Source organism: Streptomyces sp. NBC_00239 (genome assembly GCF_036194065.1).
GTDB lineage: Bacteria > Actinomycetota > Actinomycetes > Streptomycetales > Streptomycetaceae > Streptomyces.
In genome coordinates, this window is sequence record NZ_CP108095.1 from 7,022,456 (window position 1) to 7,035,339 (window position 12,884).

Annotated in this window: 13 protein-coding genes; 2 read left to right on the forward strand and 11 right to left on the reverse strand. The window is 74.1% G+C overall.

Translation table 11 applies throughout. The features are described 5' to 3' along the window. Nucleotides 1-42: 42 nt before the first annotated feature. The 8 genes from OG764_RS31230 to bioB form a co-directional block, all read right to left on the reverse strand. Complete coding sequence (locus OG764_RS31230; protein ID WP_328971667.1) at nucleotides 43-822, reverse strand: SGNH/GDSL hydrolase family protein; 780 nt, start codon at nucleotides 820-822, stop codon at nucleotides 43-45. Nucleotides 823-880: 58 nt separating this feature from the next. Next, nucleotides 881-1,900 (reverse strand): hemolysin family protein, encoded by a 1,020-nt coding sequence (locus tag OG764_RS31235; protein WP_328971668.1) that lies wholly within the window; start codon nucleotides 1,898-1,900, stop codon nucleotides 881-883. Next, a complete protein-coding gene (locus tag OG764_RS31240; RefSeq protein ID WP_328971669.1) occupies nucleotides 1,897-3,336 on the reverse strand; it encodes a hemolysin family protein in 1,440 nt (479 codons plus the stop codon). The genes OG764_RS31235 and OG764_RS31240 overlap by 4 nt, the downstream gene beginning before the upstream one ends. 176 nt (nucleotides 3,337-3,512) lie before the next feature. Then, entirely contained in the window at nucleotides 3,513-3,935 is a 423-nt protein-coding gene (locus OG764_RS31245) for a GNAT family N-acetyltransferase (RefSeq protein WP_328973233.1), read from the reverse strand. Between the two features lie 606 nt (nucleotides 3,936-4,541). Further along, on the reverse strand, nucleotides 4,542-5,219 hold the full coding sequence (locus tag OG764_RS31250) for a class I SAM-dependent methyltransferase (protein WP_328971670.1): 678 nt from the start codon (nucleotides 5,217-5,219) through the stop codon (nucleotides 4,542-4,544). Between the two features lie 713 nt (nucleotides 5,220-5,932). After that, the gene (gene bioD / locus OG764_RS31255; RefSeq protein WP_328971671.1) at nucleotides 5,933-6,649 is read right to left on the reverse strand and encodes a dethiobiotin synthase; all 717 of its coding nucleotides are present in this window, start codon (nucleotides 6,647-6,649) and stop codon (nucleotides 5,933-5,935) included. A 6-nt stretch (nucleotides 6,650-6,655) separates the two neighbouring features. Next, complete coding sequence (locus tag OG764_RS31260; protein WP_443056099.1) at nucleotides 6,656-7,969, reverse strand: adenosylmethionine--8-amino-7-oxononanoate transaminase; 1,314 nt, start codon at nucleotides 7,967-7,969, stop codon at nucleotides 6,656-6,658. Continuing rightward, nucleotides 7,962-9,251 carry a biotin synthase BioB gene (gene bioB, locus OG764_RS31265; protein ID WP_328971672.1) on the reverse strand — a complete coding sequence of 430 codons (1,290 nt, stop codon included), beginning with the start codon at nucleotides 9,249-9,251 and terminating at the stop codon, nucleotides 7,962-7,964. Before bioB ends, OG764_RS31260 begins: the two co-directional genes overlap by 8 nt. Nucleotides 9,252-9,399: 148 nt before the next feature. Between bioB and OG764_RS31270 the strand changes: the two genes are divergently transcribed. Further along, nucleotides 9,400-10,629, forward strand: coding sequence for an 8-amino-7-oxononanoate synthase (locus OG764_RS31270; protein ID WP_328971673.1), 1,230 nt, complete (start codon nucleotides 9,400-9,402; stop codon nucleotides 10,627-10,629). On the opposite strand, the gene OG764_RS31275 is transcribed toward OG764_RS31270, so the two are convergent. Together OG764_RS31275 and OG764_RS31280 are read right to left on the reverse strand one after the other, a co-directional pair. After that, the gene (locus OG764_RS31275) at nucleotides 10,626-10,871 is read right to left on the reverse strand and encodes a DUF397 domain-containing protein (protein WP_328971674.1); all 246 of its coding nucleotides are present in this window, start codon (nucleotides 10,869-10,871) and stop codon (nucleotides 10,626-10,628) included. The two genes, OG764_RS31270 and OG764_RS31275, sit on opposite strands and share 4 nt — an antisense overlap. Nucleotides 10,872-10,880: 9 nt before the next feature. Next, nucleotides 10,881-11,756 carry a helix-turn-helix domain-containing protein gene (locus OG764_RS31280; protein WP_328971675.1) on the reverse strand — a complete coding sequence of 292 codons (876 nt, stop codon included), beginning with the start codon at nucleotides 11,754-11,756 and terminating at the stop codon, nucleotides 10,881-10,883. A 236-nt stretch (nucleotides 11,757-11,992) separates the two neighbouring features. Between OG764_RS31280 and OG764_RS31285 the strand changes: the two genes are divergently transcribed. Beyond that, a complete protein-coding gene (locus OG764_RS31285; RefSeq protein ID WP_328971676.1) occupies nucleotides 11,993-12,445 on the forward strand; it encodes an ATP-binding protein in 453 nt (150 codons plus the stop codon). 45 nt (nucleotides 12,446-12,490) lie between these two features. On the opposite strand, the gene OG764_RS31290 is transcribed toward OG764_RS31285, so the two are convergent. Then, the gene (locus OG764_RS31290; protein ID WP_328971677.1) at nucleotides 12,491-12,877 is read right to left on the reverse strand and encodes a VOC family protein; all 387 of its coding nucleotides are present in this window, start codon (nucleotides 12,875-12,877) and stop codon (nucleotides 12,491-12,493) included. Nucleotides 12,878-12,884 lie beyond the last annotated feature (7 nt).

The window sequence follows — 12,884 nt, forward strand, 5'->3', positions numbered from 1 at the left end:
TCGATTCGCGCAGGCCAGCGCCCCGCCCCTGTTTGTGTCTACCTACGAGAGCGGCGTCTCGTACGGCAGCAGCTCCGGGCGCTTGGCCGGGCGGCCGTCCCCCGAGGAGCGGCCTGTCAGGCGGCGGCCGATCCACGGCAGAAGGTGTTCCCGGGCGAACCGGAGGTCACTGGTCCGCCGGGCGGGCCAGGACGGGGGCAGCGCTGGGGGCATGACCGTGCGCCAGTCCTCCTCCGGGGGCATGCCCAGGGTCTGCCAGACGGCCTCGGCCACGCGGCGGTGGCCCTCACCGGTCAGGTGCAGCCGGTCCACGTCCCACATCCGCGGGTCGCCGAGCGCCTGCGCCCCGTACAGGTCCACCACCAGGGCTCCGTGGCGGGCAGCCAGCTCGTCGACGATGGTGAAGAGTTCTTCCATCCGTGGGCGGAAGCGTTCCATCACCGGGCCCTCGCGGCCCGGCGAGCGCATCAGCACCAGCTGTCCGCAGGCGGGCGCCAGGCGCTCGGTGGCTTCTTCGAGGAGGCCACGCACCCGGCCCATGTCGCACGTGGGCCGGAGTGCGTCGTTCAACCCGCCGACCAGGGTGATCAGGTCGGGCTTCATGGCGGCGGCCGCGTCGACCTGCTCCTCGACGATCTGGCCGATCAGCTTCCCGCGCACCGCGAGGTTCGCGTAGCGGAAGCCCGGCTCCCGGGCGGCGAGCCGCGCGGCGAGCAGGTCGGCCCAGCCCCGGTAGGAGCCGTCGGGCAGCCGGTCGGACATTCCCTCGGTGAAGGAATCGCCGACCGCGACGAAACTGGTGTACGACGCATTCATCTCCATGGCGGAGCGATGTTACCGCGCGGTTCCCCACCCCGTCAGGTCGGGAACCGCGCGGGATTCAGGCAGCGGCGGGGTTGCCGAACAGCTCCCGCAGGACGTCCTCCATGGTCACCAGCCCGGTCAGCGTCCCGTCGGTGCCGAGCACGGCCGCCAGGTGGGTACGGCTGCGCCGCATCGCGGTCAGCACGTCGTCCAGCGGGGTGTCGGCACGCACCTGGGCGATGGGCCGGAGCGCGGACAGCGGGAAGGGCTCGTTCCGGTCCGCCGCGTCCAGGGTGTCCTTGACGTGCAGGTATCCGAGGATGCCGCGCTGGCTGTCGAGGACGGGGAAGCGGGAGTACCCGGAGTCGGCCGACAGCCGCTCCAGTCCGGCCGGGGTGACGCCCTCCGCGGCGACCACCACGCGGTCCGCCGGCAGCACCACGTCGGTCACCGGCCGACGCCCCAGCTCCAGGGCGTCGTGCAGGCGCTCGCTCGCCCGGTCGTCGATGAGCCCGGCATCACTGGAATCCTTCACGATGCGGGCCAGCTCGTCGTCCGAGAACGTGGCCGAGACCTCGTCCTTCACGTCCACCCGCAACATCCGCAGCAGGGTGTTCGCGAACGCGTTGATAGTGAAGATCACCGGCCGCAGCGCCCGGGTGAGCGTCACCAGCGGCGGACCGAGCAGGAGTGCGGTGCGCACCGGCTCGGCCAGCGCCACGTTCTTCGGCACCATCTCACCGAACAGCATGTGCAGGTACGTCGCGAGGGCCAGCGCCACCACGAACGAGATGGCGTGCGTCAGCCCGGACGGCACGCCGAAGAAGTCGAACACCGGCGCCAGCAGGTGCGCGATCGCCGGTTCGGCGACCACACCCAGCACCAGCGTGCACAACGTGATGCCGAGCTGGGCCGCGGCCATCATCGCGGACACGTGTTCCAGGCCCCACAGCACGCTGCGGGCCCGCCGGTCGCCCTGTTCGGCGTACGGCTCGATCTGGCTGCGCCGGACCGAGATCAGCGCGAATTCCGCGCCGACGAAGAAGGCGTTGACGACCAGGGTCGCCAGGCCGATCAGCAGCTGTATCGCGGTCATCGGCCCTGCTCCGTCCCGGGGCCGTGCGTGTCGCCCGTCCCGTCCGTGTCACCCGTCGACTTCTTGTTCCGGCCGTGCGACCGGCGGGTCCGGTCGGCGGAGCGCTCCGGTCGGCCCGGCGGCTCCGGGGCGGCCGCGGGCACGTGCAGCAGGACGCGCGCCGCGCGGCGTCCCGAGGCGTCCACAACGTCGAGCCGCCAGCCGCCCAGCTCCAGCGTGTCGCCCACGGCCGGGATCCGGCCCAGCTCCGTCGCGATCAGCCCGGCCAGGGTCTCGTACGGGCCGTCCGGCACCCGCAGCCCTATCCGCTCCAGCTGGTCGGTTCGCGCGGCGCCGTCGGCCGAGAACAGCCGGCGCCCGTCGGCGTCGGTGCCGGCCGGGGCCAGGTCGGGGGTCTCGTGCGGGTCGTGCTCGTCGCGCACCTCGCCGACGACCTCCTCGACGATGTCCTCCAGGGTCGCCACGCCTGCCGTGCCGCCGTACTCGTCGATCACCACGGCCATGGTGCGGCGGCCGGACAGCCGGTCCAGCAGTCGGTCGACGGTCAGTGACTCGGGGACGAGCAGCGGTTCGCGCAGCAGCTGCGACACCGGGTACCGGTGGCGCTCCTCGGCCGGCAGCGCCAGGACGTCCTTGATGTGGACGGTGCCGACGACCGTGTCGAGGCTGCCCCGGTACACCGGGAAACGGGACAGACCGGTGGCCAGCGTCGCGTTGGCGACGTCCTCCGCGGTGGTCTGCACGTCGAGGGCCGTGACCTGCACGCGCGGGGTCATGACGTTCTCGGCGGTGAGGTCGGCCAGGTTGAGGGTGCGGACGAACAGTTCGGCGGTGTCCTTCTCCAGCGCGCCCGCCTTCGCGGAGTGCCGGGCCAGCGCCACGAGCTCCTGCGGGGTGCGGGCGGAGGCCAGTTCCTCGGCCGGCTCCAGGCCGAACGCGCGCACCAAGCGGTTCGCGGTGTTGTTCAGGTGCCGGATCAGGGGCTTGAAGGCCGTGCTGAAGGCCCGCTGGCCGGTGGCCACGCGTTTGGCGACGGCCAGCGGAGAGGAGATGGCCCAGTTCTTGGGCACGAGTTCGCCGACGACCATCAGGACGACCGTGGAGAGCACGGTGCCGAGGAGCAGCGCCGTGGACGAGGCCGCGCCGGCGGACAGCCCGAGGGCCTCGAAGGGCTTCTGCAGCAGGGCGGCGATCGAGGGCTTGGAGATCATGCCGATGACCAGGCCGGTCACGGTGATGCCCAGCTGGGCGCCGGAGAGCTGGAACGTGAGGCTCCGCGCGGCGGTGAGCGCGCTGGCCGCGCCCCGCTCGCCGCGCTCCACGGCCTTTTCGAGTTCGGCCCGCTCGACGGTCGTCAACGAGAACTCGGCCGCGACGAACCCCCCGCAGGCAAGGCAGAGCAGCAGCGCCACGAGGAGCAGAAGCACTTCGGTCATCGGTTCACCTCCGTCCCATGATCGGCCAGGGGGAGGCGCTGTGCGCGATGTCGAGTACTGGGAGGCTCGCCCATGGGCGGACGCTCACACCTTTCACGTGGTTCGGATGTCCCCTACAGGGTAAAGGACGGGCAAAGCATCGTCGTGCCCTTGGGCGAGCCGCCCGTTCTCCACGCCTAGACGAGGCGCTTCACCCAGCGCCGCCAGCGGTCCTCCTGCCGGTAGCCGGCCGCGGTCCAGGCGTGCTGGGCGCGCTGGTTCTCGACTAGGACCATGGCGTCGCCGCGCCGGCCGCCGAGGGCGCGGAAGCGCTGCTCGGCCGCGTCGAGGAGCGCGGTGGAGATGCCCTGACGGCGGTGGGAGGGCAGCACGGCGAGCCGGTAGAGGGAGCACCGCCAGCCGTCGTAGCCGGCGATCACGGAACCCACGAGGAGCCCGTCGGACTCCGCGAGGATCAGGGCGTCGGGGTCGCGGGCGATGAGCCGGGTGACGCCGTCCGCGTCGTCCGTGATGGAGGTGCCCTCGGCGGCGGTCTTCCAGAACGCGAGCACGGTCTCGGCGTCGGTCGGCGTGGCGGCCCGTATGCGCAGGTCGGTCATGATCCGCAGCCAAGCATCGCGGCTCGCCCGCCCGCCACCGAGTTCCACGGTGCGGGACGCGCGGACCGCGCGGGACGGGACGGCGCGGATGTGCGTTGCGGGCCGGGACTGCGCGGGGGTGCGGATCGCGGGCGCCGCGCGGGCGCCGGAGATCGCTCCCGCCGTGCCCGGCCGCGGCCGCACCCGCGCGGCTCCCGTCCCACCGGAGGCTTCGGGATGCCGCGACCGACCCGCGACAAGTCCCCGGCGCGAGCGGGTGCGGGCCCGGAAGTCCCCGGCCCGGCGGGTGTGGGCCCGGAAGTCCCCGGCGCGAGCGGGTGCGGGCCCGGAAGTCCCTGGCCCGGCGGGTGTGGGCCCGGAAGTCCCCGGCGCGAGCGGGTGCGGGCCCGGAAGTCCCTGGCCCGGCGGGTGTGGGCCCGAAAGTCCCCGGCCCGAGCGGGTGCGGGCCCGGAAGTCCCCGGCCCGGCGGGTGTGGGCCCGGAAGTCCCCGGCCCGAGCGGGTGCGGGCCCGTAAGTTCCGTCCGCGAGCGGGTGTGGGCCCGCCCCTCCTGAGACGTCGGCGCGCCCGCGACCGGCCCGCGGACCGGACGGGTGCGGCGCCTGCCCTCAGGCCGGCGGGCGGCGGGCGGAGCCGAGGACGCAGTAGGAGGTGGGGAGGGCCGGGCCGCGCTCGGGGATGCGCAGGCCCCGCTGGGAGGTGATGTCGAAGCCGGCGGCCTCCAGGGCGGCCAGCGCGTCGCGCGAGGTGTGGCAGCCGCCGAACAGCCGGGGCCACAGGGTGCGGTCGAGGCCGCGCTGTACGGCCGCCATGGCGGGGCCGGGGGCCAGCCCGTGTTCGAAGAAGCGCACTTCGCCGCCGGGGCGCAGCACCCGGTGGAGCTCCGCGAGCGAGCGCGGCAGGTCGCGTACGGTGCACAGGACCAGGGAGCACACGGCGGCGTCGAAGGCCTCGCTCTTGACGGGCAGCGCCTCGGCGGTCGCCGGTACGACGTCCACCGGCACGTCGGAGCGGTACGCGGCGCGCAGGGCGAGCCGGCGCAGGGTGGGCTCGGGTTCGATCGCGACGACCTCGGAGACGGCACGCGGGTAGTGCGGGAAGTTCAGGCCGTTGCCGGCGCCGATCTCGATGACGCGGCCGGAGAGGCCGGCCAGCAGCTCGGCGCGGACCGCGGCGAGACCGCCGCGGATGTCGGCCTGCACGCTCACGCGGGCGTAGAAACGCGCGAACACGGGATGGTTGACGGCGGTGCGGGGCGACTGCGGCCCGTGGGCTCGCGGGGGCATGGCGGACCTCCTCACGCGGGGCGCGACGGCGCGGCCGCGCGTGGACGCGACGACGCGGCCGCGGGGTTACGCGGACACGCACGGACACGGGACCCTGCGGACCTCCGCGGTGGCGTGTGCGCGTGTGCGCGCGTCCGCTCCGCGGAGACTGGTACCGACGCCGGTGCGGCGGAACCGGACGGATCCGTACCTTCAGTCTCCCCCCGCCACCACGCCTCACCCCTGGGACATCCCGCCGGGCCCGCGCACCGGCCGCATACGGGTGACACGCCGCCCCCAGCCCGGCCCGCGCCCGCACGCACACCGCCCGCCCGGTGCGGTCGCCGCCCGGCGCGTACGACGGGCGGCGGAAACGTCTGCGAGGTCGCAGCCGCGGGCCCACGGGCTGACCGCCGGCCCGGCCGGAGCCGCAGGGGTACGGGGGAAAGCCCGGGCCGGTCGGTCGCGGACGTGGGGTACGCGCAGCCTGCCGGCCCGACCGCAGTGCGGGGTACAGCGAGACGCCCCGCCGACGAGCCGAACGCAGGCTCGGGCCGCCGCGCCGCCCGTACGGCGAGACCGCCCGGCCGCCGCCCCGCGCGTACGGCGACAGCACAGCACCCGCCCGGCCGCCGCCAGCCCCGCCCGTAAGGCGGTAACGCCCGCCCGGCCGCCGCCCGCGGACGTACGGCCGGACCGCGTCGTCCATGCGCGCGCCGGCCGTACGTCCCCGCTCAAACCCAGGCGGCCAGGAAGTCCTCGGAGGACCAGGTGCCGCCGAGTTCCGGGGCCAGCCACGAGGCGGCCGACGTGCGGAAGGACTCCGGGGCCAGGGCGGCCGCGCCCTGGGGGAGGGCGCCCAGCAGGGGGGCCCGTGCGGCCACCGGGAGGTCGGCGAGGTTGCAGCGCGCGGCCAGGTCCGGCGCGGTGGGCCAGCTGCCCACCACGACGCCCAGCTGCGCGATCCCCCGGGCCCGCAGTGCCTCGCCGGTCAGGGTCGCCGTGTTCAGCGTGCCGAGCCCGGCCGGGGCCACGACCAGCACCGGCGCGTCCAGCAGCCGCGCCGCGTCGGCCAGCGTGTGCCCGGCGTCGTCGAACCGTACGAGCAGGCCGCCCGCGCCCTCGACCAGCACCAGGTCGTGGTCCGCGGCCAGCTTCGCGGCGGCCTCTGCCACCTCCTGAGGGGTGACCGGCGGCAGCCCGGAGCGGGCCGCGGCCCGCTCCGGAGCCAGCGGCTCCGGATACCGGGCCAGCTCCACGCCCGTCACCGCGGCGCCCGCCAGCCGGGTCACCTCCGCCACGTCACCGTGCTCGCCCGGTGCCACGCCGGTCTGCGCCGGCTTCAGGACGGCCACCGTCCGCCCGGCCGCCAGCGCCGCCGCCGCGACCGCCGAGGTCACCACGGTCTTGCCGATCTCCGTGCCCGTACCGGACACCACCACGATTCCCATGCAGCCTCAGCCCTCCTGTGCGGCCGCGACGACCGCGCGGCAGATACGTGCCACATCGGCATCGCCGGTCACGAACGGCGGCATCGTGTAGATGAGGTCGCGGAACGGCCGCACCCACACGCCCTCCCGCACCGCCGCGCGGGTCGCCGCGACCATGTCGACCGGGTGGTCGAGCTGGACCACGCCGATCGCCCCCAGCACCCGGACGTCCCGGACTCCCGGCAGCGCGGCGGCCGGCGCGAGGCCCTCGCGCAGGCCCGCCTCGATCCGCTTGACCTCCAGCGCCCAGTCCTGGCCCAGCAGCAGGTCGATCGAGGCCAGCGCCACGGCGCAGGCGAGCGGGTTGCCCATGAAGGTCGGCCCGTGCGCGAGCACCGGCACCTCGCCCTGCGAGATCCCGTCGGCCACCCGTGACGTGCACAGCGTGGCCGCGAGCGTCAGGTACCCGCCGGTCAGCGACTTGCCGAGGCACATCACGTCGGGGGTGATGCCGGCGTGGTCCGCGGCGAACAGCGCGCCCGTGCGCCCGAATCCGGTGGCGATCTCGTCGAGGATGAGCAGCACCTCGAACTCGTCGCACAGGTCGCGCAGGACCCGCAGGTAGCCGGGGGAGTGGAAGCGCATGCCGCCCGCGCCCTGCACCACCGGCTCCACGATCACGGCCGCGAGCTCGTCCGCGTGCCGGGCCAGCAGCTCGCGCAGGTGCGCCACGTACGCCGGATCCGGTGCGGAGTCGAAGCCGCCGGGCGGTGCGTCGGCGAACACCTGCCGGGGCAGGTGCCCCTGCCACAGCTCGTGCATGCCGCCGTCGGGGTCGCACACGGCCATCGGCTGCCAGGTGTCGCCGTGGTAGCCGCCGCGCCAGGTCAGCAGCCGGGTCTTGCCGTTCCGGCCGAGCGAACGCCAGTACTGCAGGCACATCTTGACGCCGACCTCGACCGAGACCGATCCCGAGTCGCACAGGAAGACGTGCTCCAGGCCGGCCGGGGTGATCTCGACGAGGCGGGCGGCCAGCCGGACGGCGGGCTCGTGGGTGAGCCCGCCGAACATCACGTGGCTCATCCGCCCGAGCTGGTCGGTGACCGCCTCGTTGAGCACCGGGTGGTTGTAGCCGTGGATCGCCGACCACCAGGACGACATGCCGTCCACCAGCTCGTCCTGCCCGTGGGCGGCTTCGGCGAGCCGCAGCCGGACCCCCGAGGCCGAGGCGATGACGAGCGGGTCCTGCCGGCCCGGCATCGGACCGTACGGGTGCCAGACGTGCTGCCGGTCGAGCGCCAGCAGTTCGCCGGCGCTCAACGGCGGGTGCAGGTCACGCATTGGGCGCGAGGTCCGTTCCGGCGCCGCGGCGGCGCACGGCCACCAGGTCGGGGCGCGCGGCCGACGGGTCGGCCGCGGCCGCGGCCACGGCCGGCTCGGCGGACGAAGCGGACGAGGCGGACCCGGCGTCCTCGGCGGACACCGCGCCGCCGCACGGGCCGCAGCCGCCGCCCGCGTGCCCACCGCAGCCGCCGCCGTCGGAGTCCGCGGCGTGCGAGCCGCAGCCGCCGCCCTCGGCGGGCGCCGCGTGCGAGCCGCAGCCGCCGGCGAGCGCGTCGGCCCGGTGCTTGGGCAGGGTCGTGGTGCCCGCCCCCTCCACCTCGAAGCCGGCGTCCGCGATCATGTCGAGGTCGGCCTGACCGGCCTGCCCCTCACTGGTCAGGTAGTCGCCGAGGAAGATCGAGTTGACCAGCTGGAGCGCCAGCGGCTGCATGGTGCGCAGGTGCACCTCGCGGCCGCCCGCGAGCCGGACCTCGACGTCGGGGCAGACGAACCGCACCATCGCGAGGATCCGCAGGCAGCGCTGCGGCGTGAGGTTCCACTCCTGGGCCAGCGGGGTGCCCTCGAAGGGGATCAGGAAGTTGACCGGCACCGAGTCCGGGTCCAGCTCGCGCAGCGAGTAGACGACGTCGACGAGGTCCTCGTCGCTCTCGCCCATGCCCGCGATCAGACCGGAGCAGGCGGACAGCCCGGCCGCGTGCGCCTTCTGCACGGTGTCGACGCGGTCCGCGTACGTGTGCGTCTTGGTGATCTGCCCGTACGTCGCCTCGGACGTGTTGAGGTTGTGGTTGTACGCGTCGGCGCCGGCGTCGCGGAGCCGCTCGGCCTGGCCGTCCGACAGCAGGCCCAGGCAGGCGCAGACCTCGACGCCCTCGTTCTGCTCCTTGATGGCCTCGATGGTCTTCGAGACCCGGTCCACGTCCCGGTCCGTCGGACCGCGGCCGCTCGCGACCAGGCACACCCGCTTGGCGCCGCCCGCCACACCGGCGGCGGCGGCCTGCGAGGCCTCCTCGGGCTTCAGCCACGTGTACTTGAGGATCTCGGCCTTCGAGCCGAGGCGCTGGGAGCAGTACGAGCAGTCCTCCGGACACAGCCCGGACTTGAGGTTCACGAGGTAGTTCAGCTTGACCCGGCGACCGAACCACTGGCGCCGCACCTTGCCGGCCGCGGCCACCACGTCGAGCAGTTCGTCGTCGGAGGTCGCCAGTACGGCGAGCGCCTCTTCGCGGGTCGGCAGCTCACGCCGCAGCCCCTTGTCCACCAGGGTGTTCAGCAGGTCCATGGGCTTGATCCTGGCTTACGGCACCGCCCGCGGCCAAGGAGAGAAGCTACAAGTTCGTGTGATCACGGTGTGTGCATCGCCACACCGACACCGGGAACACCGGCGGCTAGGGTCTGTGGACAGCCGACAAAACGCGAGGACCCAGCCGATGCCGCAGGAAGCACTCCCGGACGCACTCCCGCACGCTCCCGCCGTCCCGCCCGCCGCCACCCTCCCGCGCCCGGCCGCGGACGTGTTCGGCTGGATCGACGACGCGGCCGAGGCGCGCGAACGGGCCGGTCTGGTCCGCACCCTGCGCCCGCGCCCGGCCGTCTCCGGCCTCCTCGACCTCGCGAGCAACGACTACCTCGGCCTGACCCACCACCCGGAGACGGTCGCCGCGGCCGCCGAGGCCGCGCAGCGCTGGGGGGCCGGCGCGACCGGCTCCCGTCTGGTGACCGGCACCACCGAACTGCACGCCGAGCTGGAACGCGAACTGGCCGATTTCTGCGGGTTCGAGGCGGCTCTGGTGCTGTCGTCCGGATACGCGGCGAACCTCGCGGCGGTCACCGCGCTCAGCGGCCGCGGCACCCTGGTGGTCTCGGACGCCGCGAACCACGCCTCGATCGTCGACGGCTGCCGCCTCTCGCGCGCCGAGACCGCGATCGTCCCGCACTCCGACCCGGAGGCGGTCGCCAAGACCCTCGGGGCCCACGAGGGCCGGGCGCTGGTCGTCACCGACTCGGTCTTCTCCGTGGACGGCGACGCCGCCCCGCTCGCCGCCCACGCGGCGGCCTGCCGGGAACACGGCGCGGCCCTGCTCGTCGACGACGCGCACGGGCTGGGGGTCCTCGGTGAGGGCGGCCGCGGGGCGCTCGCCGCCGCCGGCCTGGCGGGCGCGGCCGACGTCGTCGCCACGCTCACCCTGTCCAAGTCCCTGGGCAGCCAGGGCGGGGCCGTGCTCGGCCCGGCCAAGGTGATCCGGCACCTGGTGAACACCGCCCGGACCTTCATCTTCGACACGGGCCTCGCCCCCGCCGCCGCCGGTGCGGCGCTCGGCAGCCTGCGCCTGCTGCGCCGGGAGCCGGAACGCGCGGCCAGGGCCCGTGAGGTCGCCGCCACGCTGTACGGGCGGCTGACCGCGTCCGGCCTGACTGCCGCCAGGCCGGACGCGGCCGTCGTCTCGGTGCGGGCCCCGTCGCCTTCGGCGGCACTGCGCTGGGCCGCCGACTGCCGCGAGGCAGGACTGTCCGTGGGGTGTTTCCGGCCGCCGTCCGTACCCGACGGCATCTCCCGGCTGCGGCTGACTGCGCGCGCCGATCTCACGGGGGACGAGATCGCCCGCGCGGTCGAAACGATCCTGCGGACCGCTCCCGCCGCTGCCGGCTCCGCGGACTAGGGCCGGGCTCCGGCGCCGTCGACGGGGTCGCCGGCACGAACGAATCCGAGGAAGCCGTCCCAGGCCGTACCCGTGAAGACGAGGGCCGGGCCCCCGGTCCGCTTCGAGTCACGGACGGCCAGCAGGCCGCCGGTGCCGAGGACGGCCGCCTCGACACAGTTGTTCATCCCGGTACTGCGGCTGCTGCGCCGCCAGTTCGCACTGTGCAGAAGTCCGCCGGTGGATAAGGGGGTTGCGGACATGGTGCCTCCTTACGCGCCGTCAGCGATCCGGCTGATGAGATTCGACGAGTCCTGGAGCGGGAGGGCGTGCGCCTGGATCGTACGGAACGCGGCGCCGTATGCCTCGATGTCTTCCTTCCGCTCCAGATAGAGGCTACTCGTCAAATGGTCGAGAACAACCACGTCCAGATCGACAGTGTCCGGAAATGAGAAAATAACGAAAGGGCCCGTCAGGCCGAGATGGCCCCCGACGCTGAACGGCAGTACCTGTAGCCGCACTTGGGGAAGTCGCGCCACCTCCACCAGGTGGGTCAGCTGCTCGGCCATCACCTCCGGCCCGCCGATCTGGCGGCGCAGCACCGCCTCGTCCAGCACCGCGCTCAGCTGGAGCGGCGGATCGGCCCGCAACACCGTCTGCCGGGCCAGCCGTACGTCGACCAGTGCGTCCACCTTGGGCTCGGGTAGCCCGCCGAGCGCGGCCCGCGTCACCGCCCGGGCGTAGCGGGCGGTCTGCAGAAGCCCCGGAACCACCGAGAGTTCCACGGTCCGCGCGGTGCGCGCCCCGGCCTCCAGGCTGATGAAGTCGCGGTACTCCTGCGGGAGCAGGCCCCGGTACTCGTGCCACCACTGGCGGTCCAGCCCGGTGCTCGGGCCGCCGCTCGCGGCCGAGGCGGCCAAGGCCTCCAGCAGGGACCGCTCGCCGGCGCCGGCCACCCCGTACGTGTCGAGCAGCAGCCGCACGTCCTCAGGTTTCACGCCACTGCGTCCGGTCTCGATGCGGCTGATTTTCGACTGGTGCCAGCCGAGCATCCGGGCCGTTTCACCGCTGGTGAGGCCGGACCGGTCGCGGAGCGCGCGCAGTTCCTCGCCGAGCTGGCGGCGGCGTACCGCGGGACCGTGCTGCATGGCCGTCTCCCTCCACCGGCAGCCGCTGCGTCAGTCTGCCGTTTTCGTTTCCAAATACGGTCTTCCGTAGCAGAGTTCACCGCTTTGAGCGACAGATATATGCATATCTTGGGGGATCGCCCGCAACGGAACCGCGGGGAGTGGCAGTCTGGCGCGAAGCACAGATCCGGGCCCGTCCTCGAGTTCATCCGCTTCGAGTCGGAGTCCGGACCCGGTGGGAAAGGGACAGCGCCGCCATGGCAGACCACCAGGAAGCATCCGTCACCCTGCCGAGCGATCCCGCCTCGGTCTCCGCCGCCCGGAGATACGTGGCGGACGTCCTCTCCGAATGGGGCCTGCCGGACGGGCACGTCACCGCCGACACGGTCCGGCTGATCGTCTCCGAACTCGCCACCAACGCGGTGCAGCACACCTTCGGTCAGTCGCCCACCTTCACGGTGGACATGCGGCTGGAGCGGGAGGAGCAGCTGCGGATCGGGGTGACCGACAGCCACCCGAGGTGGCCGCGACGGCTGCCGGCCGCCGTCCAGCAGGACAACGGCCGGGGCATGGTGATCATCCGCTGGCTGGCGGCCGAGGCGGGCGGCAGGCTGTCGGTCAGCCCGACCGAGGACGGCGGCAAGACCGTCTGGATCGCGCTGCCCTGGACGGCGGCCGCCCCCGCGGCGGCCGCGGAGCCGCAGCGCTGACCGCGGGCGCCGGGCAGCGGCGCCGAGGGCGGCCGGCCCGCGCGGTCAGGCGCGTTCGGCCGCGCTGCGCTCCACGCAGAACTCGTTGCCCTCGGGGTCGGCCATCACGACCCAGCCGCGGCCGTCGTCCGTGCGCCGGTCGTCGAGGACGCGGGCGCCGAGGCCGGTCAGCCGCGCCACCTCCTCGTCCCGGGTGCCGGTGGGCGGCTGGATGTCGAGGTGGATGCGGTTCTTGAGGGTCTTGCCTTCCGGCACCTGGATGAAGAGCAGCCCGGGCACCCCCGGCTGCCCCGGGTCGACCAGCGCCTCCTCGTCGCCCGGGTGGTCGTCCGGGCCCAGCGGCCAGCCGGTCAGCGCCGACCAGAACTCGGCGATCCGGTACGGGTCGTGGGCATCGACGGTGATGTGCCGGACGGGGTTGACGAAGGTCACGTTGCTC

Excerpts from the sequence above, each read along its gene's own strand:
- OG764_RS31230 (WP_328971667.1), bottom strand. The coding sequence starts at position 822 with ATGGAGATGAATGCGTCGTACACCAGTTTCGTCGCGGTCGGCGATTCC.
- OG764_RS31235 (WP_328971668.1), bottom strand. The coding sequence starts at position 1,900 with ATGACCGCGATACAGCTGCTGATCGGCCTGGCGACCCTGGTCGTCAAC.
- OG764_RS31240 (WP_328971669.1), bottom strand. The coding sequence starts at position 3,336 with ATGACCGAAGTGCTTCTGCTCCTCGTGGCGCTGCTGCTCTGCCTTGCC.
- OG764_RS31245 (WP_328973233.1), bottom strand. The coding sequence starts at position 3,935 with ATGACCGACCTGCGCATACGGGCCGCCACGCCGACCGACGCCGAGACC.
- OG764_RS31250 (WP_328971670.1), bottom strand. The coding sequence starts at position 5,219 with ATGCCCCCGCGAGCCCACGGGCCGCAGTCGCCCCGCACCGCCGTCAAC.
- bioD (WP_328971671.1), bottom strand. The coding sequence starts at position 6,649 with ATGGGAATCGTGGTGGTGTCCGGTACGGGCACGGAGATCGGCAAGACC.
- OG764_RS31260 (WP_443056099.1), bottom strand. The coding sequence starts at position 7,969 with ATGCGTGACCTGCACCCGCCGTTGAGCGCCGGCGAACTGCTGGCGCTC.
- bioB (WP_328971672.1), bottom strand. The coding sequence starts at position 9,251 with ATGGACCTGCTGAACACCCTGGTGGACAAGGGGCTGCGGCGTGAGCTG.
- OG764_RS31270 (WP_328971673.1), top strand. The coding sequence starts at position 9,400 with ATGCCGCAGGAAGCACTCCCGGACGCACTCCCGCACGCTCCCGCCGTC.
- OG764_RS31275 (WP_328971674.1), bottom strand. The coding sequence starts at position 10,871 with ATGTCCGCAACCCCCTTATCCACCGGCGGACTTCTGCACAGTGCGAAC.
- OG764_RS31280 (WP_328971675.1), bottom strand. The coding sequence starts at position 11,756 with ATGCAGCACGGTCCCGCGGTACGCCGCCGCCAGCTCGGCGAGGAACTG.
- OG764_RS31285 (WP_328971676.1), top strand. The coding sequence starts at position 11,993 with ATGGCAGACCACCAGGAAGCATCCGTCACCCTGCCGAGCGATCCCGCC.